This is a genomic window from Streptomyces sp. NPDC090119 (assembly GCF_044747085.1).
Taxonomy (GTDB): Bacteria; Actinomycetota; Actinomycetes; order Streptomycetales; family Streptomycetaceae; genus Streptomyces.
Map to the genome: position 1 here is coordinate 559,783 of NZ_JBIVDK010000004.1, position 22,029 is coordinate 581,811.

At 71.6% G+C, this 22,029-nt stretch carries 21 protein-coding genes; 10 read left to right on the plus strand and 11 right to left on the minus strand.

Translation table 11 applies throughout. The features are described 5' to 3' along the window. Positions 1-65 precede the first annotated feature (65 nt). On the minus strand, positions 66-1,655 hold the full coding sequence (locus ACIPPM_RS20335; RefSeq protein WP_401449629.1) for an ATP-binding protein: 1,590 nt from the start codon (positions 1,653-1,655) through the stop codon (positions 66-68). Between the two features lie 112 nt (positions 1,656-1,767). Between ACIPPM_RS20335 and ACIPPM_RS20340 the strand changes: the two genes are divergently transcribed. Beyond that, positions 1,768-2,544, plus strand: coding sequence for a response regulator (locus tag ACIPPM_RS20340; protein WP_401449631.1), 777 nt, complete (start codon positions 1,768-1,770; stop codon positions 2,542-2,544). Between the two features lie 108 nt (positions 2,545-2,652). Here ACIPPM_RS20340 and ACIPPM_RS20345 read toward each other — a convergent pair whose 3' ends face one another. Both ACIPPM_RS20345 and ACIPPM_RS20350 read right to left on the minus strand, forming a co-directional pair. Next, positions 2,653-4,023 (minus strand): MFS transporter, encoded by a 1,371-nt coding sequence (locus ACIPPM_RS20345; protein WP_401449634.1) that lies wholly within the window; start codon positions 4,021-4,023, stop codon positions 2,653-2,655. Beyond that, complete coding sequence (locus ACIPPM_RS20350; RefSeq protein ID WP_401449637.1) at positions 3,989-4,813, minus strand: MurR/RpiR family transcriptional regulator; 825 nt, start codon at positions 4,811-4,813, stop codon at positions 3,989-3,991. Before ACIPPM_RS20350 ends, ACIPPM_RS20345 begins: the two co-directional genes overlap by 35 nt. Before the next feature lie 111 nt (positions 4,814-4,924). Here ACIPPM_RS20350 and ACIPPM_RS20355 point away from each other — a divergent pair, with 111 nt between their 5' ends. Together ACIPPM_RS20355 and ACIPPM_RS20360 are read left to right on the plus strand one after the other, a co-directional pair. After that, a complete protein-coding gene (locus tag ACIPPM_RS20355; RefSeq protein ID WP_401449638.1) occupies positions 4,925-6,376 on the plus strand; it encodes an aromatic amino acid ammonia-lyase in 1,452 nt (483 codons plus the stop codon). A 102-nt stretch (positions 6,377-6,478) separates the two neighbouring features. Then, on the plus strand, positions 6,479-7,123 hold the full coding sequence (locus ACIPPM_RS20360; protein WP_401449640.1) for a dihydrofolate reductase family protein: 645 nt from the start codon (positions 6,479-6,481) through the stop codon (positions 7,121-7,123). A gap of 95 nt (positions 7,124-7,218) precedes the next feature. On the opposite strand, the gene ACIPPM_RS20365 is transcribed toward ACIPPM_RS20360, so the two are convergent. Together ACIPPM_RS20365 and ACIPPM_RS20370 are read right to left on the minus strand one after the other, a co-directional pair. Then, positions 7,219-7,755, minus strand: coding sequence for a hypothetical protein (locus tag ACIPPM_RS20365; RefSeq protein WP_401449643.1), 537 nt, complete (start codon positions 7,753-7,755; stop codon positions 7,219-7,221). Between the two features lie 150 nt (positions 7,756-7,905). Beyond that, on the minus strand, positions 7,906-8,136 hold the full coding sequence (locus ACIPPM_RS20370) for a DUF2945 domain-containing protein (protein WP_401449646.1): 231 nt from the start codon (positions 8,134-8,136) through the stop codon (positions 7,906-7,908). Between the two features lie 137 nt (positions 8,137-8,273). On the opposite strand from ACIPPM_RS20370, the gene ACIPPM_RS20375 reads away from it, so the two are divergent. Then, the gene (locus tag ACIPPM_RS20375; protein WP_401449648.1) at positions 8,274-8,702 is read left to right on the plus strand and encodes a cyclic nucleotide-binding/CBS domain-containing protein; all 429 of its coding nucleotides are present in this window, start codon (positions 8,274-8,276) and stop codon (positions 8,700-8,702) included. Positions 8,703-8,814: 112 nt separating this feature from the next. Further along, positions 8,815-9,198, plus strand: a complete 384-nt coding sequence (locus ACIPPM_RS20380; RefSeq protein WP_393602034.1) for an SRPBCC family protein — start codon at positions 8,815-8,817, stop codon at positions 9,196-9,198. Between the two features lie 2 nt (positions 9,199-9,200). Here the strand turns inward: ACIPPM_RS20380 and ACIPPM_RS20385 are convergent, their stop codons facing one another. Next, entirely contained in the window at positions 9,201-10,571 is a 1,371-nt protein-coding gene (locus tag ACIPPM_RS20385; protein WP_401449650.1) for a DEAD/DEAH box helicase, read from the minus strand. Between the two features lie 284 nt (positions 10,572-10,855). Here ACIPPM_RS20385 and ACIPPM_RS20390 point away from each other — a divergent pair, with 284 nt between their 5' ends. Then, the gene (locus tag ACIPPM_RS20390; protein WP_401449652.1) at positions 10,856-12,925 is read left to right on the plus strand and encodes a SpoIIE family protein phosphatase; all 2,070 of its coding nucleotides are present in this window, start codon (positions 10,856-10,858) and stop codon (positions 12,923-12,925) included. A 54-nt stretch (positions 12,926-12,979) separates the two neighbouring features. Here ACIPPM_RS20390 and ACIPPM_RS20395 read toward each other — a convergent pair whose 3' ends face one another. Then, positions 12,980-13,465, minus strand: coding sequence for a phospholipase (locus ACIPPM_RS20395; RefSeq protein ID WP_388998126.1), 486 nt, complete (start codon positions 13,463-13,465; stop codon positions 12,980-12,982). Positions 13,466-13,713: 248 nt separating this feature from the next. Between ACIPPM_RS20395 and ACIPPM_RS20400 the strand changes: the two genes are divergently transcribed. The 3 genes from ACIPPM_RS20400 (at position 13,714) to ACIPPM_RS20410 (ending at position 16,448) form a co-directional block, all read left to right on the plus strand. Then, the gene (locus tag ACIPPM_RS20400; RefSeq protein ID WP_401449655.1) at positions 13,714-15,243 is read left to right on the plus strand and encodes an amidohydrolase; all 1,530 of its coding nucleotides are present in this window, start codon (positions 13,714-13,716) and stop codon (positions 15,241-15,243) included. A gap of 64 nt (positions 15,244-15,307) precedes the next feature. Next, entirely contained in the window at positions 15,308-15,976 is a 669-nt protein-coding gene (locus ACIPPM_RS20405; protein ID WP_401449657.1) for an isochorismatase family protein, read from the plus strand. A gap of 40 nt (positions 15,977-16,016) precedes the next feature. Beyond that, a complete protein-coding gene (locus ACIPPM_RS20410) occupies positions 16,017-16,448 on the plus strand; it encodes a hypothetical protein (protein ID WP_401449660.1) in 432 nt (143 codons plus the stop codon). Positions 16,449-16,533: 85 nt separating this feature from the next. On the opposite strand, the gene ACIPPM_RS20415 is transcribed toward ACIPPM_RS20410, so the two are convergent. Continuing rightward, entirely contained in the window at positions 16,534-17,841 is a 1,308-nt protein-coding gene (locus tag ACIPPM_RS20415) for a lysine N(6)-hydroxylase/L-ornithine N(5)-oxygenase family protein (protein WP_401449662.1), read from the minus strand. 98 nt (positions 17,842-17,939) lie between these two features. Between ACIPPM_RS20415 and ACIPPM_RS20420 the strand changes: the two genes are divergently transcribed. Beyond that, entirely contained in the window at positions 17,940-18,893 is a 954-nt protein-coding gene (locus ACIPPM_RS20420; RefSeq protein ID WP_401449664.1) for a methionyl-tRNA formyltransferase, read from the plus strand. A gap of 67 nt (positions 18,894-18,960) precedes the next feature. Here ACIPPM_RS20420 and ACIPPM_RS20425 read toward each other — a convergent pair whose 3' ends face one another. The 3 genes from ACIPPM_RS20425 to ACIPPM_RS20435 are packed head-to-tail and all read right to left on the minus strand — an operon-like array spanning position 18,961 to position 21,961. Further along, complete coding sequence (locus ACIPPM_RS20425; RefSeq protein ID WP_401449666.1) at positions 18,961-19,833, minus strand: ABC transporter ATP-binding protein; 873 nt, start codon at positions 19,831-19,833, stop codon at positions 18,961-18,963. Positions 19,834-19,838: 5 nt separating this feature from the next. Then, positions 19,839-20,933: a FecCD family ABC transporter permease gene (locus tag ACIPPM_RS20430; protein WP_401449668.1), complete on the minus strand. Its 1,095-nt coding sequence runs from the start codon at positions 20,931-20,933 to the stop codon at positions 19,839-19,841. A 2-nt stretch (positions 20,934-20,935) separates the two neighbouring features. After that, on the minus strand, positions 20,936-21,961 hold the full coding sequence (locus tag ACIPPM_RS20435; RefSeq protein ID WP_401449670.1) for a FecCD family ABC transporter permease: 1,026 nt from the start codon (positions 21,959-21,961) through the stop codon (positions 20,936-20,938). Positions 21,962-22,029: the final 68 nt, after the last annotated feature.

Genomic DNA, 22,029 nt, shown 5'->3' on the forward strand with positions numbered 1-22,029 from the left:
TCAGCACACCGATTCGCCCGCATGATGAGCACCTGACATGTGCCCTGTCTCCGGCGCGACGGGCTCTAGAGGGCCGCCGCCCCGGAGTTCAGCTCTTCGGACTCGATCGGTGCCATGGGCCTGCTCGCCAGGGTGAAGACGATGCGGGTGCCGCCGGTGTGCTCGAGGTCGACGAAGATGGTGCCGCCGTGGAACTCGACGATCTTCTTGCACATCGCGAGGCCGATGCCGCTGCCCTGGTACCTGTCCTTGGTGTGCAGCCGCTGGAAGATGACGAACACCTTCTCGGCGTACTCGGCGGCGATGCCGATGCCGTTGTCCGTGACGGCGAAGCGCCAGAAGTCACCGTCCTGCTCGGCGGAGATGTGGACCGCCGGTGTCTCACCGGGGTGCCGGAACTTGATGGCGTTGCCGATCAGGTTCTGCCACAGCATGCCCATCTGCGTGGAGTCGGCGATCAGGGTGGGCAGTTCGTCCCGGGTGATCACCGCGCCCGACTCCTCGACGCTGACGCTGATCGCGGTGAGGGTCCGCTTCATCACGACGTTGAGGTCGACGCTCTGGTGGGTGTTGTGGACGCGGCCCACGCGCGAGAAGTCGAGCAGGTCGTTGATGAGGGTCTGCATGCGGTTCGCGCCGTCGACGGCGAAGTCGATGTACTGGTCCGCCCGTTCGTCGAGCTGACCGCCGTACCGCCGCTGGAGCAGCTGCGTGAAGCTGGACACCTTGCGCAGCGGTTCCTGGAGGTCGTGCGAGGCGACGTACGCGAACTGCTCCAGCTCCGCGTTGGACCGCTTGAGGTCGGCGGACTGCTCGTCCAGACGCAGCCGCGCCTCCTCGCTGAAGTCCAGTGCGCGCACCAGCCGCCTGCGCATGGACTCGATCTCGCCGCTCAGCTGCCGCAGGTCGGCGGGGCCGGTCGGGGTGATCGGATGCCCGAAGTCGCCCTCCGCGATGGTCCGGGCGTCCGCGCCGATCCGCTCCAGCGGCCCGGTGATGCCCCGCCGCAGCGCCTCGGAGACGATCACGGCGAGCGCCACGATGACGGCCGCGATGGTGGTGAAGATCCAGTTGCGCAGGCGCATCGTGGCAGCCAGATCCGCCCTGGCCGACGCGCGGTCGGTGCGCAGCCGGTCCTGCTGGGTGGCCATGGCCGCGCGCATCGCGTCGAAGGCCGTCTTGCCCCTGGTCGCGCTCTCGGTGGCCAGGGGGGAGGGCTTACCGGCCGGTGAGGCCGCGATCGGCCGTGCGATCTGCGCCTGCCACGTCTCGATCCGGTCCTCGACGGTCTTCAGGTCACGCAGGCGCGCGGAGTTGCCCCGCAGGAGGTCCGACAGGGTCTTCGTGTAGGTCTTCTGCTGGCTGAGCCCCTGCCGGTACGGGTCGAGGAAGTCGGCGGTCCCGGTGAGTCCGTAGCCGCGGATGCCCGTCTCCTGGTTGAGCAGCGCGGACTCCAGCCGGATCGAGGTCGTCATCGCGGGGGACTTCACGTCCACGAGGTTGTCGCTGATCGAAGCGGTCCGGCCCAGGGCCCAGGCGCCGGTCGCGCCCAGGAGCACCAGGACGGACATCGCCACGGTGACTCCGAGGCGAAGCCAGCGCCGAGTCGTCCAACCTGACGGCTCCCGCGTGTGCGGCGGCTTCTCGACGGTCATCCTCAGTTCTCCTCCGCGGTGACGGCCGCGATCACAGCGGCGCAGGCATACCTTAAGGGACGGCGACAACTGTTGTTGTCGTGGGTGATGTCGAGGGCTTACCCTGCTGGTCATGCCTGGCAAGAACTTCGTCGTGCCGACCGCCCCGCAGGAGATGGCCGCGCTCGCGGACGCCGCGGTCGATGAGGTCGCGCGGCGCATCGTCCGTGAGGTGGCGGAGGGCGGTTCCCGGGTTCCGTCGCCGGACGACGCCTCGCACGCGCTGACCCGGCTGCATGTGCTGACACATCTCCAGCGGGCCGCCGAGCGCCTCCAGCGCGCGGCGGCCGTGGACGCCGCCCGCGCGGGCGCCGGTTACCCCCAGCTCGGCGAGGCCAGCGACATGACGCGCCAGGGCGCCCGACGCCGCTGGCCGGGACTCTTCACCCACTCCAATGAAGCACCCACGGAGCATCCGATGATGACCACCCCCACCCGCCCCTTCGACGTCCTGCTCGTCGAAGACGACGTCGCCGACGCCCTCCTCATCGAGGAAGCCCTCTCCGAGCGCGGCGCCCGCAACCTGGTCCAGGTCACCGACGGAGTCGCCGCGCTGGAGCACCTGCGGGCCCCGGACAGCGTGCGTCCCGACCTCATCGTGCTCGACCTCAACATGCCGCGGATGAACGGCCGCGAACTGCTCCAGATCCTCAAGGCGGACGAGGAGCTGCAGACCATCCCCGTCGTCGTCCTCACCACGTCCTCCGCCCCCGACGACGTCGCCGGCGCCTACCAGGGCCACGCCAACGCCTACGTGACCAAGCCCGTCAACCTCGCGGAGTTCGAGCAGGCCGTGCAGAGCATCGACGCCTTCTACCTGGAGACCGCCACCCGGCCGCCCCGCGCCTGAACCGGCCGCTCAGGCGCACCACCTTCATCCGCCGCGCGGCCGAGGCGGCTTCGGGGGCACCGGTTCCCGGCCCGCCCGCGGACGCCCCGCCGTCCGCGGGCCGGGTGGTCAGTCCAGGGCCACGTTCTTCGTCTCCGGGGCCCACGCCACCGACGCGGCCAGGCCGCAGGCGAGGACGACGGTCAGCGCCAGCATGGTGGGGGAGAACCCGGCGTGTTCGAGGCCGAGCGGCAGCAGGAACGTGCCGATCGCGGAGCCGATGCGGCTCATCCCGTTGAGCAGGCCGACACCCGAACTGCGCAGATCGGTCGGGAACAGCTCGGCCGGGTAGACCTGGTCGAGGTTGACCGCCGCCGACATGGTGAACGTGAACACCAGGAACAGCGGGAAGAGCAGGCCCTTGGGCGCGTCGGGCCAGACCGCCATGGGGGCGAGCGCGGCGATCAGCACGACGAACGACCAGATCGTCAGCCCGCGCCGACTCATCTTCGCCACGAACCACAGGCCCGCCACGCTGCCGCCCAGCAGGAACAGGTTCAGGATGCCGTCGCTGGTGGTGTCCTCCTCACCCACCCCGATCTTGGACAGCACCAGCGGCAGGAACGTGTAGATGGCGAAGTACGGCACCACCTGGGCGTTGTAGAAGACGATGCCGAACGCGGTGCGCCGCCAGTACTCGCGGCCGAACAGATCGCGGTAGCGCGCCCGGGGCTTCCCGGCGTCGGCGTGCGTGATCTTCGCCAGGGACGCGAGCGCGCCCTCGTCGCCGCCGAGGCGGCGCACCACGGCCCGCGCCTGGTCGACACGCCCGCGGGCGAGCAGCCAGCGCGGCGACTCGGGCACACCGAGCCGCAGCAGCACCACCGCCAGAGCGGGCAGACTGCTGGAGGCGAGCAGCCAGCGCCACGCCTCGCCGCCGAGACCGACCACCCAGTTGCCGAGGAAGAACGCCACGACGTACCCCACCGTCCACATGACGGTCAGGGAGGCGAGCAGTCCGCCCCGGTAGCGGCGTGGCACGAACTCGGCGACCAGGGTCGGGCCCAGCGCGTAGTCGGCCCCGATACCGATACCGATCAGCAGCCGCAGTACGAACAGCTCGGCGGGGCCGCCCACGAAGAACTCGGCCGCCGACGCGACCGCGATGAGCAGGAAGTTGTACGTGTAGAGGCGCTGGCGGCCGATCCGGTCGGCGGCCCAGCCGATGACGACGCTGCCGAGGAAGATGCCGATCAGCGCCGCCGCGCCGAGCAGTCCCTCCCACACGGAGCCGAATCCCAGCTGGCTCGCGATCACCGGCAGGGCGATGCTGATGATGCCGAGTTCGTAGCCGTCGGAGTAGTTGGCGCAGAACGTCAGCGCGGTGATCCGTAGATGGAAGCGGTTGAGCGGGGCGTCGTCGAACGCGGTGGCCGCCTCGTCGCTCCCGGAGGGGCCGGGGTTCTCACTCCCGGAGGAAGAGGTCCTGCTCTGCGGCATAGTCTTCGAAACCTTCCAGCCGTTGCCGGGCGGAGGCGCCGGCCGCGTCGGCCATCGCCTCCACCAGTGCCACGGACAGCGAGACGACCGCGGCGTGCGAGTCGAACACGAACTCGGAGGCGACCCCCGCGCTCAGCACGTCGTCGGCGAGCGGGGTGAGCGCCGAGACGAGCCGGTCCGTGATCAGAAGCGTGTGCAGGCCCAGGGACCTGGCCTGTATGAGGGCGGCCTCGCTCTCCCGCGGGTAGCGGGGGAGCGCGACCATCACCAGCGTGCGGGCGCCACACCGGTGGGCGTGCCGCAGGTGGTCGCCTAACACACTGCCCGAGTCGGTCAGCAGCCGGACATCCGGATGGATCTTGGTGGCAAGGTAGGCGAACGAGGCGGCCTGCGCGGCGGACACGCGGTACCCGACGACGACCAGCGGAACGGATGCCATCAGCCGCCCGGCGATGGCGCGCAGCCGGGTGTCGTCGGCGAGCTGGGCGCGCAGCGCGGCGAGGTTGCGCAGGTCGGCGTCGACGGCGGCCTGGAACTTGTTGCCACCGCGCTCGATCACCGGCTCGGTCGTCGCGGTCCGCAGATAGCGCCGGAACTCCCCGTACCCGTCGAAGCCGAGCAGTGCGACGAACCGGGTCACCGACGGCTGGCTCACCTGGGCGTGCTCCGCCAGCTCGGCGCTGGTCAGCGACGCGGCGTCGCGCGGGCGTTCGGCCAGGTAGCTGGCGATGCGCCGCTGCGCGGGCGTGAGGCGGTGCGCCGTGAGCAGCTCGTGCAGCGACCGGGTCACCCTGTTCTCCTTCTCGCCGACTTCTCGCCGACGCGGTTCTTGCCAGCGTGCTGAATCAAGAGTTACATGCTATTCGCAGGAATGAATGAACTGTTGTCAAGAGAGGTGGCGATGACGGACTCCAGCCGCATCCTGATCAGCGGCGCCGGACTGAAGTGCGCCGACGTGGTCCGCGTGGCGCGCCGCAGCGCCTGGCCGAAGCTGGCACCCGACGCGCTGACCAGGGCGGAACAGAGTTACGAACTCGCCGTCGAACTGGGCGCCAAGGGCGCGGTCTACGGCAGGACGACCGGCGTCGGCGCCAACCGCCACATCGTCGTCGACCCCGACGGCGCCGACCTGCACGGGCTGCGCCTGCTGCGCAGCCACGCCGGGGGCACCGGTGCCCCGCTGCCCGTCGACGCGGTACGCGCCGTCATGGCCGTCCGCCTCAACCAGCTCGCCGCCGCGGGCAGCGGGGTGCATCCGCGGCTGCTGCGGGCGCTGGAGCAGGCCCTGCGCGTCGGAGCGCTGCCCCTCGTGCACACCCGCGGCGCGATCGGCACCGGCGACCTGACCGCGCTCGCCGAGATCGCGCTGACCCTCGCCGGTGAACTGCCCTGGGAGTCCGGGGGCATCGACCCCGTCGCGATCAGCCCCGGCGACGCGCTCGCCTTCATCTCCAGCAACGCCGCCACCCTCGCCGAGGCCGTGCTCGCCTGGCACGACCTGTCCCGGCTGCTGGCGGCCAGCCATGTGGTGACCGCGCTGACCTTCTGCGCGCTGGGCGGCTCGGCCGAGGCGTACGACGAGCGCGTGCACGCCTCCCGGCCGCACCCCGGCGCCGTACGGTGTGCCGCGGAGCTGCGCCGCCTGCTCACCGCGGGCGGTGACCTGCCGCCCGGCCGACGCCTCCAGGACCCGTTCGGCCTGCGGGCCTTCCCCCAGGTGCAGGGGCCCGCGCTGGAGGCCGCCGCCCATGTGGAACAGGTGCTGGAGGTCGACCTGAACGCGGCGGCGGAGAACCCGCTCATCGACACCGAGAGCCAACAGGCCTACCATCACGGCCAGTTCTCCACCGCGCCGGTCGCGCTGGCCTTCGACTACCTGCGGGCCGCGCTGCACCACACCGCGGAACTGTCCGCCGCGCGCCTCAGCGACCTCGTCGAGCCCGAGATCAGCGGCCTCCCGCCGTTCCTGGCCGAGGGCCCCGCGGGCAGCTCCGGCGTCATGATCCTCGAGTACGTCGCCCATGACGCCCTCGGCACCCTGCGCCACGCGGCCTCCCCGGTCACCCTGGGCACCGCGGTCATCTCCCGCGGCCTGGAGGACCACGCCAGCTTCTCCACCCACGCGGTTCGCAGCACGGTCGCGGCGACGGCGGCGTACCGTACGGTGCTGGCCTGTGAACTCCTGGGTGCGGTAAGGGCGTTGCGGATGTCCGACGCGGTGCTCCCCGACACGCCGCTCCGTCAGGCGTTCGCCATGGCCTCGGCGGGACTTCCGCACGTGACCGAGGATCATCCACTGAGCGCGGAGATCCAGCAGGCCGAACGGCTGCTGGACCGGCTGGCGGTGCTGTAGCGGGAACAGCGCCCCCGACCTCCGGGATTCCTCCTCGGTCCGCGATGAGTTTTGCCGGCCCGGCCAGTCTCACCACCGTTGTCGACAGTTCAGGAGGAACGCGTGACTCAGCTCTTGCGGGTGCAGAACTTCAATGTCTCCAGCGACGGGATCGGCGCCGGGGAGGAACAGACGCTGGAGCGGCCGTTCGGACATGTCGATCCCGGGCGGCTGTTCGCGTGGGCCGGGGCCACGGCGAGCTGGCCCATGCGTACCGAACCCGGTGGGAGCCGGGGGCTGGACGACTTCCTCGTACGGGACTACGCGCGGAACATCGGCGCGGAGATCATGGGCCGGAACAAGTTCGGTCCGCAGCGCGGGCCTTGGGAGGACCTCGAGTGGCAGGGGTGGTGGGGTGACGAACCACCGTTCCACACACCGGTGTTCGTCCTGACCCACCACAAGCGCCCCTCGATCACGCTGTCCGACACCACGTTCCACTTCGTGGAGGCGGAACCGGCGGAGGTGCTCGCGCAGGCCAAGGAGGCAGCGCAGGGGAAGGACGTCCGGCTCGGGGGCGGAGCCACCACCATCCGGGAGTTCCTCGACGCCGACCTGGTCGACACCCTGCATGTGACGGTGTCGCCGGTGAAGTTCGGGTCCGGGGCCCGGCTCTGGGAGTCCCCGGACGAACTGCTCGACCGGTTCCACCTGGACGTGGTGCCCAGCCCGAGCGGGGTGACGCACCACCTGTTCTGGCGCAAGTGACCGGCCCTCGGGGCAGCTCCGGTCCGGGGCTGCCCCGAGGCGCGCACCAGGGCGGGACCGCCCCGGTCCTCGTCCGTCCTATGTCCTTGTCGGCCCTAGTCCTTGTCGGCGCCGGTCAGGGCCTCGGTGACCATGCGGGTGGCGAAGTCACGGTCGTCGGACATCCGGTTGATGTGCTCCGCGAGCAGGACGGCCGTCCCTTCCAGCGGGTTCATCTCGGCGTCGGTCCAACGCCCGTACTGCGCACGCCACAGGCTGGGGCTCAGGCCGAGGCCCGAGGAGATGAGCAGGCCCGCCATGATGGGGATGACCTCGGGACGGAAGGTCTTGGGCATGTTGCGCATCGTGGTCACGATGGTGGGCACCACGGACTCGATGACGTCCTGGTCGTGCGCCTCGCAGGCCAGCCGCAGCCACTTCATGAACAGGTAGATCAGCGTGCAGGTGCCCTCCAGCAGCGCGTCGAGTCCCGTCGGTCCCAGGGACGCGGCGAACTGGTCGAGCAGACGCTGGTATTCGGGGTCGACCTCGGACTTGTCGTCGTAGATGGCCTGGAGCCGAGAGTCGATCATCAGGAGCGCTGCACCCACATCGCCGACGGGCGCTTGCGAGGGATCGCAGGGTGAGGACACGGAACTCCTCTCACGGGGCCGCGCCGGTCCGCGCGGCACGCCCTCACGGTAGACCGCCGATCGGACGAGGGGTGAGGAAACCTGATGAATCACCTTCACGGGGTGGGCTTTTGTCCAGGGGGTGGCCTCCTGGCGGGGCGGTGGCGGGCGTCAGGACCTGCCCTTCTTCTTCAGTGCCGAAGGCTTGTGCACCGCCGTCTTGCCGGACTTGTCGCTGCGGACCTCGTACTGGGGGTCGTCGGGAGAGGCGTCGACCGTGCGGCCGGCGGCCTCGGTCTTGCGGGTGATCTTCCGTTCGACCTTGCCGGTGGTCTCGGTGCCGTGGGTGCTCCAGGCGACCTTGTCGCCCTTGCTCGGGCGGTCCTTGCCGGAGGCGTTCATGCGGGGCTCCTCGGGGACTGGGTTTCCTCCCACCCTGGCCGGACGCTAGCCCGTTCGCACCTGGGAGCGGGGTCGGGGGCGGTTCCGGGGGTACACGGTGGGGCGTAGGACCGTGGCCGATCAAGGAGGAAGTGGCGATGGACAGCGTGCGCGAGATCATGACCGGGAACCCCACGACGGTGGACGGCCGGGAGTCGGTGACGTCCGTGGCGCGGACGATGCGTGACGACGGGGTCGATGTCGTGCTCGTGGTGGAGGGCGGCAGCCTGCGGGGGCTGGTCAGCGACCACGACCTCGTCGTACGGGCGCTCGCGGACGCGGCGGACGCCGACCGGATGACCGTGGCCGAGGTGGTGCACGGCGGTCTCGTCACCGTGGACATCGACGACGGTCTCGACTCCGTCGCCCGGCTGATGGAGGAGAACTCGGTCCGGCAGGTCGCCGTCATCGAGAGTGGCACACCGGTGGGCGTCGTGGACGCGAGCGATCCCCGCCTCCAGGGCCGCTCCGGCCGGATCGACTCACCGACGCCCGAGCACGCCCGCAAGTCGGGCAGCGACAGCTAGACCACGCGGCGACGGGCGCCGCGTGGTCTACTCCGAGCGTCCCCGCGGCGCTCGTCGCGCACCCCTCCGCGAACCCCCGTACATTGGGCCGGACACCGCCGGGAGGTCAGACATGCGGCACACCGTCACGGTCGCGGGCCCCGCAGCGCCCGATGTGGTCTGGGAGCGGTACGCGCGCTACGAGGAGTGGGCCCACTGGGCGCCGCATCTACGGGCCGTCCGGACGGAGGGCGACGTCATCCGGCCGGGCGCCCGGGGTGAGGTGGAGGTAGCGGGGTTCCTGCGCGGGAGCTTCGTGGTCACCGAGGTCGACCAGCCGAAGGGCGCCTGGACCTGGAAGGTGAAGTTCCTCGGCATCCCCGTGGAGGTGGGCCACACCATGGCCCCCGACGGCACGGGCACCCGGGTCGCCGTCCATCTGACGGCGCCCGCCCCGGTGCCCCTGGTCTACGCGCCCATGGTCGACTGGGCGCTGCACCGGCTCACCCGCGTCTGACCTCAGCGGCCGCCGCGCCGGACCTGCGCCGCCCGCCGGGCCTCGGCGAGCTTGCGCGCCTCGCTCGTCTTGCGGGACGGACGGCCGCCGCCCGAGGTGTCCTTGCTGGAGCCCATGCCGCGGAACGGCGCGTTGGTGTTCTTGGGGCGTGACGACGGGCCGCCGTCGAGCGGGGTGCCGGACGGCTTGCGCGCGCCGGTGATCCGGGACAGCGCGGCCTCCCCCGAGCGCACCTTGGTGACCGTCGGCTCGATTCCGGCCTCCGAGGTCACCTTGCTCAGTTCGCGCCGCTGACCCGACAGCGCCAGGGTGACCACGCTGCCCGAGCCGCCGCCGCGCGCGGTGCGGCCCGCGCGGTGCAGGTAGTCCTTGGCGTCGGCGGGCGGGTCGACGTTGACCACGAGATCGAGGTCGTCGATGTGCAGGCCGCGCGCCGCGACGTTGGTCGCCACCAGTGCGGTGATCTGCCCGTCCTTGAACTGTGCGAGGGTCTTGGTGCGCTGCGGCTGCGACTTGCCGCTGTGCAGGGCCGCCGCGTGCACCCCGCTGGCCCGCAGATGCCGGGTGAGCTGGTCGACCCCGTGCTTGGTGTCCAGGAACAGCAGGACACGGCCGTCGCGGGCGGCGATCTCCGTCGTCACGGCGTACCGGTCGGGACCGTGCACGACCAGGACGTGGTGGTCCATCGTCGTGACGGCGCCCGCCGACGGGTCGACGGAGTGCGAGGCCGGGTCCTTCAGGTGGTCGCGGACGAGGTCGGCGACGTCGTGCTCCAGGGTCGCGGAGAACAGCATCCGCTGACCGTCCGGCCGTACCTGCTCCAGCGCCTCGGTGACCTGCGGCAGGAAGCCCATGTCGCACATCTGGTCGGCCTCGTCTAGGACGGTGATCCGGACCCGGCCCAGACGGCACGCCTTGCGCTCGATGAGGTCGTGCAGGCGGCCGGGGGTGGCGACGACGACCTCGGCGCCGTCGCGCAGCGCGGCGATCTGGCGGCCGATCGACATGCCGCCGACCACCGCGGCCATCCGCAGCCCCAGCGCGTCGGCGTACGGGGTGAGCGCCTCGCACACCTGCTGGGCCAGTTCACGGGTGGGTACCAGGATCAGGGCCAGCGGCTGCTTGGATTCGGCCCGGCGGCCCGCCGTACGCGCGAGCAGCGGGAGGCCGAAGGCGAGGGTCTTGCCGGAGCCGGTGCGGGCGCGCCCGAGGACGTCACGTCCCGCGAGGGCGTCGGGGATCGTGGCCGCCTGGATCGGGAAGGGCTCGCGCACGTCCAGCTCCGCGAGCTTGCGCTGCACCGCGGGCGGCAGGTCCAGGTCGGCGAAAGAGGTGACCGACGGCTGCGACTCGGCGGGGTCCGGGTGGTTCATGACAAGCCTTCCGCAAGAGGGGACGTACCGAGGAAGGCCCGGTAGGACGAGGTACGGCGACCGGACGGGCGGGGTCACCGACCGTCACTACCGTGCAAAAGTTTCACGCTAACACAAGGGGCGTACCGGGGCCCGGTCGGCCTGGTACCCGGGTCCGGCCCGTCCGGTACCCCGATCCGCTCGGGCAGGAGCGGTTCGGGGGCGCACGGCATAGTGGTATGAGCTGATGCAAAAGACGCGGCCCGTGTACCCGTACCGGGCCGGTCGACGGGAAGGCGACAGGTATGGGTGCCAAGGACCTGTGGGACCACGGGCCCGGCCCGGCCGAGGACCGGGCGGTCAGGGTGCCCGGCGGCCTGCTCGACCTGCTGCACGCCTCCGCCGTGGTCCTGGACGCCGAGGGCCGCTTCGTCCTGTGGAGCCCCGAGGCCGAGCAGCTGTTCGGCTACGACGCGGCCGAGGCGCTCGGCCGGTCGGTCGAGGAGCTGCTGGCGCTGCCGGAGGACGCCCGGCACATCCGCGAACTGTTCGAGCAGGCGCAGGTCGGCACCAGTTTCGCGGGGGTCTTCCGCGCCCGGTGCAAGGACGGTTCGACCCGTTCGGTCGAATACCGCAAGGGTCGTCTGCACGACCCCGACGGGAACGTGCTCGGGCTGGCGCTCGCCGCCGACGTGGACACCGTGCGTCGGGTGGAGAGCGATCTCGCCCTGTCCGAGCTGCTGATCAACCAGTCGCCCGTCGGGCTCGCCGTGTTCGACACCGAGCTGCGCTGGATGCGGATCAATTCCGCGCTGACCACCGCCAACGGGGTGACCGAGGAGGAGGTGGTCGGCCGACGCCTGGCGGACACGCTGCCCGGGGTGGACACCGAGGCCATCGAGACCGCCATGCGGCAGGTGCTGCGCACCGGCGAGCCGATCCTCGACCACCGCACCATCGGCCGCGTCCCGGCCGACCCGGACCACGATCACGCCTGGTCGGAGTCGTACTACCGGATCGAGGACCGGCACGGGAAGGTGCTGGGGGTCGCGGTGTCCGTCGTGGACGTCACCGCCCGTCACCTCGCCGCCGCCGAGGTCGCGGCCGCGCACCGGCACCTGGCCACCCTCTCCGAGGCCAGCGCCGACATCGGCAGCACGCTCGACCTGCGGCAGACCGCGCGGGAACTGGCCGAGGCCGTCGTGCCCCGGTTCGCCGACCTGGCCACCGTCGACCTGCTGGAGTCCGTCGCCACCGGCCGGCGGACCGCCGCGGGCGACCAGGCCCGGTTCGTCGCCGTCGCCGTCGCCCCGGCCGAACCGGACGACGACTTGGGGGGCGCCGCGCTCTGGGACGACCTCGCGACGGAGGAACCGGCCCCGATGATGCGCCGCAGCGTCCGCGCCGGGACGCCGGGCATGATCTCCCGCGTGGACGGCGCCGCGCTGCGCCGGATCTCCGGCGACGAACAGGCCGTCGCGGCGCTCCGCAAGGCGGGCGTGCGCAGTTACCTCGTGGCGCCGCTGGTCGCGCGCGGCACCGTGCTCGGCGTGCTCAGCCTGTACCGCACCGGCAACACCCGCCCCTTCGACAGCCGCGACCTCCAGATGGTGTGCGAGATCGTCGGCCGCGCGGCCATCAGTGTGGACAACGCCCTGCTGTACGGCCGGGAGCGGGACACCGCGCTCACCCTCCAGCGCAGCCTGCTCCCGCAGACCCCGCCCGACCAGCCGGACGGCCTGGAGATCGCCGTGGGCTACCGTCCCGCGGGCAGCGGCACCGAGGTCGGCGGCGACTGGTACGACGTACTGCCGCTCAGCGACGGCAAGGTGGGCCTGGTGGTCGGCGACGTGATGGGCAGCGGTGTCCGGGCTGCCGCCATCATGGGGCAACTGCGCACCACCACCCGGGCGTTGGCCCGGCTCGACCTGCCGCCCGCCGAACTGCTCGGCCATCTGGACGAGACCGCCGCCACGCTCAGCGAGTCCTTCGCCACCTGCGTGTACGCGGTCTGCGACCCCAAGCGCGGCACCTGCACCTTCTCCAGCGCGGGCCACCTCCCGCCGGTCCTCGTCCAGCCGGGCCACGAGGCCACCCTCCTCACCCTCCCCACCGCCGCCCCGCTGGGTGTCGGCGGCGTGCCCTTCGGCACGCTGGAGGTCGAACTGCCCGAGGGCTCCCTGCTGGCCCTGTACACCGATGGTCTGGTCGAGACCAGGTACGACGCCATCGACGTGGGGCTTAACTCCCTCCGCCGGGCGTTGGAGGGCGCGACCGGTTCCCTCGAGCAGACCTGCGAGATGCTCCTGGACACGGTCGACCACTCCTCGGCCGACGATGTGGCGCTGCTGCTGGCGCGGTTCGGCGGGGCGTAGCGCCGGACACCTCCGCCGGGCATGCCGTCAGTCTGCATGCCCGGCGGAGTCGGTTCAGGAGCGGGCGGTGTCCGCGCCCTTCAGACCGAAGATGTCGACCGCGTGGTAGTAGGTCCACGCCGTCGAGTTGCAGGAGGTCTTGGTGGCGCCGGAGTAGTTGTTGCAGACCCGCTTGAGGTCCTCGTAGAAGGCCGAGTCGATACGGGACTTGTTCGCAGAGAAGGTGCCCGCGGCCTTGTAGTTGCGGTAGCCGAAGTCGTGACGGGCACAGGCGGTCTGGAAGGGGAAGCCGAAGGGGTTGTCGGGCGAGGAACTGCAGTAGTCCGTCGACCAGTCGAAGCCGTAGGCGGCCCAGGCGCCCTGGTTGCCCCGCGCGGACACCCAGGAGTTGTAGCTGGCGGCGCTGGTCTGGGTCCAGGAGCTGAGCACCTGCGGCTTGTCGGCGGGCGCCGCCGAGGCGTCACTGGCGAGTACCAGCACCGCGGGGAGCGCCAGTGCGGCACTGGCGGCGGCGAGGGAGACGGCGTGGGGACGGCGCATGGAAGACCTCCGGAGTGTGGGGCCCAGCAAGCCTCGCGGGGTTCGCGAGGCGGGGTCAGCTTGGACCACCGCTCCATCGAATGAACAGTCCATGTCAAAGAATTCTTCGCGGAATTTCAACAAACTGTCAGCCCGAATCGGCCCCAACTCGGCTAATCCGGCGCGGACATGATGAGGTGATGACGGATGGATAAGGTAAGGCTAACTTTAGTTCTCGCAAGGTGAACCTCGGTGCGGATGGAGGCTTGATGACGGACTTCGTGAGCGTCGAGCGGGAGCGTTTCGGTCAAGCGGACGATGAGCGCCGTGCATTGACGCTTCATCAGGTATGGCTCGGTGCGGGCGGACCGCTCGCCCGTGTGCGGGTCGCCGACGGCCGGGTGACGCACATCCACCTGGACGCGCACACGAGCCCCGTCGAGGACGGCGACCGGGTGCTCGGCATGGACGGCCGCGTGCTCCTGCCCGGCCTCTGGGACGCCCACGTCCACCTCGCGGAGTGGGCCGCCGCCCGGCACCGGCTCGCCCTGGCCGGGACCGGTTCCGCGCGGGCCGTGGCCGACCTCGTGAAGTCACGCGGTGGGAACAACGACCCTACGGTGCTCTACGGTTACGGCTTCCGCGACGGGCTCTGGCCCGACGCCCCGCACAAGAGCCTCCTCGACGCGGTGCTGCCCGACCGGCCGGTGGCCCTCGTCAGCGCCGACCTGCACGCCGTCTGGCTGAACTCCGCCTGCCTCGCCCTCGCCGGCCGGGCCGATCACCCCACCGGACTGATCCGGGAGCACGAGGCCCACGAGGCGCTGTCCGCGCTGCCCACCGCCCCGGCCGCGACGGTGGACCGCTGGATCGCCGACGCCTGCCGGGCCGCCGCCGCGCGCGGCGTCACCGGCGTCATCGACTTCCAGTACGGAGACACGGTCACGGACTGGGAGCGCCGGTCCGCCGACAGCCCGCCCGCCGTGCGCGTCGCGGCCGCCGTCTACCCGAGTCGGCTGGACGCGGCCCTGGCTCGGGGACTGCGCACCGGGAGCGAGATCGGCGCGGGTGGGGGACTGGTGCGCGTCGGCCCGCTCAAGCTGTTCACCGACGGCTCCCTCAACACCCGTACCGCCCTCTGCCACGACCCCTATCCGGGGCTGGAGGGCACCGACGGCGCCCATGGCATCGAGGAGACCGCGCCCGACGAGCTGATACGGCTGATGCGCCGGGCCGCCGCCCACGGCATCGAGCCCGCCGTACACGCCATCGGGGACCGCGCCAACACCGTGGCCCTGGACGCGTTCGCCGCCGTCCGCTGCCGGGGCCGGATCGAGCACGCCCAGCTGCTCGACCCCGAAGACCTGCCACGCTTCGCCGAGTTGGGCGTCACGGTCGGCGTACAGCCCCGGCACGCCACCGACGACCGCGATGTGGCCGACCACCACTGGGCCGGGCGCACCGGCCGCGCCTTCGCCTACGCCGACCTCCTCGCCGCCGGGGCCCGGCTGGAGTTCGGGTCGGACGCCCCGGTGTCCCCGCTGGACCCTTGGCTGGCCATCGCCTCGGCCGTCACCCGGACCGACGACGCGCGTCCCGCCTGGCATCCCGAGCAGCGCCTCTCCGTGCCGGACGCGCTGGTCGCGGCCGCGCGAGGGCGGCGCGGCATCCGGGTCGGGGACCCCGCCGACCTGGTGGTCGTGGACGTGGACCCGCTGGAGGCGGACGCGGACACGCTGCGCGCGATGCCCGTGCACGCCACGATGACGGACGGCCGCTGGACGCATGGGCCCTGCTGAGCAGAGGGCCGCACCAGGACTTCCGTCGCCGTCCTGACGACGTCCGAGGACGAGTGAGAGGCCGATGCGCATGCCGTCCCCCGAGACCAGCGAAGCCCAGCGGCTCGCTCCCTATGTGATGCCGGGCCCGGCCGCGCTGCCGCCCGACCGGTCCGGCTGGGTCGTCGAACCGGCCCGCGCGGCGCTGCTGGTCCTCAACCCGCAGAACCATTTCCTGCGCGTCCTGCGGGAGCGGTCAGCCCCGGTGTCCCCACTCGTCTCCGGCATGGCCCAGCTGTGCGAGTCGGCGCGGGCGGCGGGCATCCCCGTCCTCTACACCCTGGCCTGCGCCGACGGGCGGCCGGCCGGGCGGGGGACCGCTTTCGGGCATCCCGCGCTGCTCCGGGGCGGGGACTCGCGTGAGGTGGCGGCGGAGATCCGGCCCCAGGTGGGGGACAGTCTGCTGACCGCCAAGCGGTTCAGCGCCTTCGCCGGAACCCGGCTGCGTCACCGCCTCGCCGAACTCGGCCGGGACCAGCCGGTGATCGCCGGGGTGTTCGCGCGGACCCAGGTGCTGCTCACCGCGGCGGACGCCGCGATGCAGGACATGGAACCCTTCGTCGTCGCGGACGCGGTCGCCGACCGGGCACCCGACCAGCACCGGATGGCCCTCGACTGGATCGCCACGACCTGCGGGGCGGTACGGAGCGTACGGGGCATGGTGGATGCTTTCGGCGGGGCGCCCTCGGTCTGAGGAGTACGCGCCATGACGAGGCGGCGCGGAGAGGAGTGGGATGACCCTGCCAGAGGGTTGGGAGTGGCTGGATGACGTCCCGTCCGGATGGGTTCCCCCAGAAGAACTGAGAGTGCCGACAGGCATACTCAGCACCGACCTGCCGATCAGGATGCTGTCGAGCGGCGCGCTGGGCAATGACCTCATCGATCTCGTGGGCCGGCTGCTCAGCGAGAGTGCCCGCTTCAGCATCTGGTTCGGGTCGGAAGCCAAGAGAACCGCATCCCCCGAGGAGTTGGCACTCCTGTCGCTGACCACGAACGAACAGCACCGCCATGTCTACGAGGCATGGACCTCGTTCATCGGCGCGTACGACGCCTGCGGGAGGAAGGCGGGATCATTCGATTCCGAGCTGGATGCCTTGAGGCAAGTCCTGCTCGATTCGATCAGCAATATCGCCGCGGCTCGGAGGGACTTCGGGGGCGGCAACTAGGTCAAGGCCAGGGATCGTTCGGTGAGTGAAGCCCCGGAGCCCCGGCGGGACCGTCCGCCGGGGCTCCGGGAGTCAGGCGGGGGAGTCAGGCTGGGACTCGGCCGGAAAGCACCGAGCGGTGGATCTCCTCCGCGCGGACCGCGACCGTCGACAGCAGGGTGCTGGTCAGGCCGTGGGTGTGCTCGGTGCCGCCCTGGAGGTAGATGCCCGCCGTGACCTCCGGCGCCGTCTCGACCCGGTGGTCGCGGCCCACCCGGATCTCGTCCTCGTCGTCCCGCAGGCACAGCTTGGCGGCCTCGCCGAGCAGCGGGGTCAGATCGCGGGGGCGGTAGCCGGTGGCGAGGACCAGCACGTCGGTGGGGAGCACCTGGCGCTCACCGGTGGGCAGGAACTCCACGGTGACGTCCAGCGCGCCGCCCGCGCCCGGGTCGACCGCGCGGACGCGGGAGACGTTCAGGAAGCGCAGCCGCTCCCGCCCGGACACCTTCTCCCGGTACGCGGTGGCGTACAGCGCCTCGATCAACTCCATGTCGACCACGGAGTAGTTGGTCGAGCGGTGGTAGTCGAACAGGGACTGCTTCACCTCCGACGGCGCCGAGAAGTAGACGTCGACCGCCTCGGGGTCGAAGATGCGGTTGGCGAACGGGCTGTCGTCGGCCGGGGTGTAGCCGTACTTGGCGAAGACCGAGCACACCTCCGCCTCCGGGAAGGTGCGGTGCATGTAGTCCACCGCCTCGGCCCCGCTCTGTCCGGCGCCGAGCACGACGACACGCCGTATCGGGGCCCCGGAATTGGCCAGTTGGACCGCACGCGGGATCAACTGGCTGTTGTGCCAGACGTGTTCGCCCAGTTCCAGACCGGGCGGCACATGCGGTTCCAGTCCCATCGCCAGGCTGATGTTGCGGGCCCGGTGGGTCACCGTCCCGCCGGAACCGGCGGTGTCGCGGCAGGTGACGTCGAAGTACGCCACCTGTCCGTCGTCGTCGCGCACCGGGTCGACGGCGATCGCCTCGCTGCCGTACGTGACCAGGTGGGACACCCGCTCGGCCGCCCACTCGAAGTACTCGTGGAACTCCATGCGCAGCGGGAACAGCGTCTTCTGGTTCAGGAAGTCGATCAGCCTGCCCCGTTCGCGCAGGAAGCACAGGAAACTGTAGTCGCTGGTCGGGTTGCGCAGCGTGACGAGGTCCTTCAGGAAGGACACCTGCATCGTGGCGTCGTCGATCAGCATGCCCCGGTGCCAGCCGAAGCCCGGCTGGCGTTCCAGGAACAGCGCGTTGAGACGGTGACCTGCCGAGAGGCCCGCGTTGTGTTCCTCAACCGCTATGGACAGAGCGAGATTTGACGGTCCGAAACCGATACCGAGCACGTCGTGGACGACGTCGGAACCCATGCGCGGTGACTTCACCTTGGCATCGCCTCCCTCAGGCAGGCCCATGCTAGATAAGGTAAGGCTTACCTAGCAATGGAGTCTGTGAAGGGAAGGGCTGTATGCGGGTCGTCATGCTCGGCTACCAGACCTGGGGTCACCGCACGCTGCAGGCGCTGCTCGACTCCGAGCACGAGGTCGTCCTCGTCCTCACCCATCCGAAGAGCGAACACGCCTACGAGAAGATCTGGGACGACAACGTCGCCGAACTCGCCGAGAAGCACGGCGTCCCCGTACTGCTGCGCAACCGCCCCGACGACGCCGAACTCCTCGCCGCCGTACGGGAGTCGCGTCCGGACATCATCGTCGCCAACAACTGGCGCACCTGGCTGCCCCCGGAGCTGTTCGACCTGCCGGAGCACGGCACCCTCAACATCCACGACTCGCTGCTGCCCTCGTACGCCGGGTTCTCCCCGATCATCTGGGCGCTGCTCAACGGGGAGGAGCGCGTCGGGGTGACCGCGCACCGGATGAACGGCGAACTCGACGCCGGGGACGTCCTGGTGCAGCGCTCGGTACCGGTCGGCCCGACCGACACCGCGACCGACCTGTTCCACCGCACCGTCGACCTCATCGCCCCGCTGGTGCGCGAGTCGCTGGACCTCATCGCCTCCGGCCGGGACGCCGGGCAGTGGATACCGCAGGACCGCTCCCGCGCCAGCTTCTTCCACAAGCGCTCCGCCGAGGACAGCCGCATCGACTTCAGCTGGCCCGCCGAGCGCCTGGAGCGCCTCGTACGCGCCCAGTCGGACCCGTACCCCAACGCCTACGCCTTCCACCGCGGGGAGCGGCTGCGGATCGTCTCCGCCGCCGTCTCCGAGGGGAGGTACGGCGGCACACCGGGGCGGATCTTCATCCGCGAGGGTGACGGCGTGGTCGTGGTGGCGGGCGCCGACGCGCACACCGGGCGCTGCCGGGGGCTGCTGGTGAGGCGGGTGCGCACGGACGACGGCACCGAGTACGCGGCCGCCGACTACTTCCGCACCATGGGCGGTTACCTCACCTCGCGCCCCTGAAGCCTTGCGCCCCTGAAGCCTTGCGCCTCTGAAGCCTGGCGCCCCTGAGCCTCGCGGTGGCGGCCGGTCAGTCGACGGCTGCCGCCGGGACGGCCTCGGCCAGACCGGCGCCGTCGTCGTGGTGCCGGCCAAGCGGGATGACCAGCGGGGTGCCGCTGACCGGGTCGGGGGCGATCCGGCAGCGCAGCCCGAACACGTCCGCCACGGTCGCCTCCGTCACCACCTCGGCGGGCGCGCCCTCGGCGACGATGCGGCCGGCCTTCATGGCGATGACGTGGTCGGCGTACCGGCACGCCTGGTTGAGGTCGTGCAGCACCATCACCACGGTCCGGCCCTCCCGCCGGTTGAGGTCGGTGATCAGGTCCAGTACGTCGATCTGGTGGGCGAGATCGAGATAGGTCGTCGGCTCGTCCAGCAGCAGCACCGGGGTGCCCTGGGCGACGGCCATGGCGATCCAGGCCCGCTGCCGCTGCCCGCCGGACAGCTCGTCCACCGGACGGTCCGCGAGGTCGGTGAGCCCGGTCGCGGTGAGCGCCCCGCGCACCGCCTCCTCGTCCGCCGCCGACCACTGCCGCCACCACGTCTGGTGCGGTGAACGCCCCCGGCCCACCAGGTCGGACACGGTCAGCCCCTCCGGCGCCACCGGGGTCTGCGGCAGGATGCCCAGCTTGCGGGCCAGCTCCCGCGTCGGCACCTCGCGCAGGGCCACCCCGTCCAGCTCCACCACGCCCTGACGTGGGGTCAGCAGTCGGGCGAGCGCCCGCAACAGGGTGGACTTCCCGCAGGCGTTGGCGCCGACGATGGCCGTGATGCGGCCGGTCGGCACGGTGAGGTCCAGGTTCTCCACGACCGTCCGCCCGTCGTAGGCGAGCCGCAGGCCACGGGCACCCAACTCCGGCCCCGAGGACAGGGACTTGGTGCGCGGTTCGGTGGTCGACATGTGCATCAGCCTCCAGAGCCCGCGCGGTTGGCGCGGATGAGCAGCCACAGCAGGACCGGCGCGCCGAGGGCGCCGGTGACGATCCCGACCGGCAGTTCCGTACCCGGCACCGCCTCGCGGGCGAGGAGGTCGGCGCCGAGCACGGTGAACGCGCCGGTGAGACCGGAGACGAGAGGGGGCGGCGACGAGGTGCCCGCCACCCGCTGGGCGATCTGCGGACAGGCCAGGGCGACGAACGCCACCGGCCCCGCCGCGGCCGTGCCGAAGGCGACCAGGCCCACTCCGGTCAGCAGCAGCGCCAGCCGGACCGCCTGCACGGGCGTACCGAGCCCGGCCGCCACGTCGTCGCCGAGCTGGAGCGTGCGCATCAGGCGGCCCAGCGCCAGCGCGGGCGGCAGCAGGACGAGCGTGGCCAGGGCGAGGGTGTCCACCTGGTCCCAGGTGCGCCCGTTGAGGTTGCCGACCAGCCAGCCCACGGCCTCCTGCGCCTGGAACCGGTCACCCCGCGCCACCAGGAAGTCGGTGGCGCTGGTGCAGATCCAGGAGACGCCGATGCCGACGAGGATGATCCGGTACCCGGTGGCCCCGCCCCTCCACGCCAGCGCGTACACCAGCAGCGCGGTCGCCAACGCGCCCAGCAGGCCCAGCGTCGACAGGCCGAGGCCGCCCGTCCAGCCGAGGACCACGGCGGCCACCACCGCGGTGCCCGCGCCCTCGGTGAGCCCGATCATGTCGGGGCTGGCCAGCGGGTTGCGGGTCATCGTCTGGAACACCGCGCCGGACACCCCGAAGGTCACCCCGACCAGCAGTCCGGTCAGGGCGCGCGGCAGCCGGAGATCCTGGACGACGATGACCGTGCCGGGGTCGCCCGCGCCGACGAGCGCCCGCACCACGTCGGACAGGGTCATCGGGTAGTCGCCGAGGGTCAGGCCCCAGCAGAACAGCAGGAACGCGCCGACGGCGACGCCCGCTCCGGTCAGCAGCAGCCGGGGGCGCAGCATCCCGGAGACCGGGGGGACGGCGAGCCGGAAGGGCCGGTCGCGCAGGACGGGGGACGCGGTGGGCTTCCCGGGGACGGAGATCTTCGTGGGGACGGCCATGCTCACACCTCCGCGAGCTTGCGGCGGCGGACCAGGGCGATGAAGAACGGGCCACCGAGGAAGGCGACCAGCACACCGGCCTGGATCTCGGTGGGGCGGGCCACCGTCCGGCCCAGGATGTCGGCGGCGAGCAGCAGGGCGGGCGCGATCGCGGCGGACAGCGGCAGCAGCCAGCGGTGGTCCGGGCCGATCCCGGCGAACTGGGCGAGCAGCCGGGCGATGTGCGGGACGACCAGCCCGAGGAAGACGACAGGGCCGATGACCGCCACCGACGCGCCGGTCAGCAGCACCACCGCCGCGACCCCCTGGAGCCGGACCAGACCGAGCCGCCGACCCAGGGAGGCGGCCACGTCGTCGCCCAGCGCCATGCTGTTGAGCGCGGGCGCGCAGGCCAGGGCGAGGACGGCGCCAGCCGCGAGGAAGGGCAGGATGCGCAGCAGTTCGCCGGAGTCCTTGTCGGCCAGCGACCCCGCCGACCAGAAGCGGTACCGGTCCAGCGCGTCCTGGTCGGTGAGGACCACGGCACTGGTCAGCGAGGACAGCATCGAGGTGACCGCCACCCCGGCCAGCGCCAGCTTCACCGGAGTCGCCCCGGACCGGCCCAGCCGCCCCAGGAAGAACACCAGCACACTCGCGGCGAACGCCCCCGCGAACGCGAACCACACATAGCCGTACAGCGAACCCACGCCGAACACCGCGACGGCCACGACGATGGCGAACGACGCGCCCGCGCTGACCCCGAGGATGCCGGGGTCGGCCAGCGGATTGCGGGTCAGGGCCTGCATCAGCGCCCCCGACATGCCGAGCGCCGCCCCCGTGGTCAGGCCGAGCAGCGTACGGGGCACGCGCACCGACCAGATGACGTTGTCCACGAGCCTGCTCGGCGGATGGCCGAGGACGGAGCGGACGACCTGGTCGAGCGGCACGTTGAGCGCGCCCAGCGCCACCGACAGCACGGACAGCAGCAGGAGCAGCGCGACGACCAGGGTCACCAGCCCGGTGGTGCGGAGCCTTCTTCCTTGGGTCACGTACCGGTCTCCATACCGTCGGTCCGAGATGCCGCCGAACAGGGGGTTACGTGCCATCTCCCGCACCG

Excerpts from the sequence above, each read along its gene's own strand:
- ACIPPM_RS20380 (WP_393602034.1), top strand. The coding sequence starts at position 8,815 with ATGCGGCACACCGTCACGGTCGCGGGCCCCGCAGCGCCCGATGTGGTC.
- ACIPPM_RS20335 (WP_401449629.1), bottom strand. The coding sequence starts at position 1,655 with ATGACCGTCGAGAAGCCGCCGCACACGCGGGAGCCGTCAGGTTGGACG.
- ACIPPM_RS20405 (WP_401449657.1), top strand. The coding sequence starts at position 15,308 with ATGCGCATGCCGTCCCCCGAGACCAGCGAAGCCCAGCGGCTCGCTCCC.
- ACIPPM_RS20415 (WP_401449662.1), bottom strand. The coding sequence starts at position 17,841 with ATGGGTTCCGACGTCGTCCACGACGTGCTCGGTATCGGTTTCGGACCG.
- ACIPPM_RS20390 (WP_401449652.1), top strand. The coding sequence starts at position 10,856 with ATGGGTGCCAAGGACCTGTGGGACCACGGGCCCGGCCCGGCCGAGGAC.
- ACIPPM_RS20355 (WP_401449638.1), top strand. The coding sequence starts at position 4,925 with ATGACGGACTCCAGCCGCATCCTGATCAGCGGCGCCGGACTGAAGTGC.
- ACIPPM_RS20370 (WP_401449646.1), bottom strand. The coding sequence starts at position 8,136 with ATGAACGCCTCCGGCAAGGACCGCCCGAGCAAGGGCGACAAGGTCGCC.
- ACIPPM_RS20395 (WP_388998126.1), bottom strand. The coding sequence starts at position 13,465 with ATGCGCCGTCCCCACGCCGTCTCCCTCGCCGCCGCCAGTGCCGCACTG.
- ACIPPM_RS20410 (WP_401449660.1), top strand. The coding sequence starts at position 16,017 with ATGACCCTGCCAGAGGGTTGGGAGTGGCTGGATGACGTCCCGTCCGGA.
- ACIPPM_RS20430 (WP_401449668.1), bottom strand. The coding sequence starts at position 20,933 with ATGGCCGTCCCCACGAAGATCTCCGTCCCCGGGAAGCCCACCGCGTCC.
- ACIPPM_RS20340 (WP_401449631.1), top strand. The coding sequence starts at position 1,768 with ATGCCTGGCAAGAACTTCGTCGTGCCGACCGCCCCGCAGGAGATGGCC.
- ACIPPM_RS20345 (WP_401449634.1), bottom strand. The coding sequence starts at position 4,023 with ATGCCGCAGAGCAGGACCTCTTCCTCCGGGAGTGAGAACCCCGGCCCC.
- ACIPPM_RS20425 (WP_401449666.1), bottom strand. The coding sequence starts at position 19,833 with ATGTCGACCACCGAACCGCGCACCAAGTCCCTGTCCTCGGGGCCGGAG.
- ACIPPM_RS20385 (WP_401449650.1), bottom strand. The coding sequence starts at position 10,571 with ATGAACCACCCGGACCCCGCCGAGTCGCAGCCGTCGGTCACCTCTTTC.
- ACIPPM_RS20420 (WP_401449664.1), top strand. The coding sequence starts at position 17,940 with ATGCGGGTCGTCATGCTCGGCTACCAGACCTGGGGTCACCGCACGCTG.
- ACIPPM_RS20375 (WP_401449648.1), top strand. The coding sequence starts at position 8,274 with ATGGACAGCGTGCGCGAGATCATGACCGGGAACCCCACGACGGTGGAC.
- ACIPPM_RS20400 (WP_401449655.1), top strand. The coding sequence starts at position 13,714 with ATGACGGACTTCGTGAGCGTCGAGCGGGAGCGTTTCGGTCAAGCGGAC.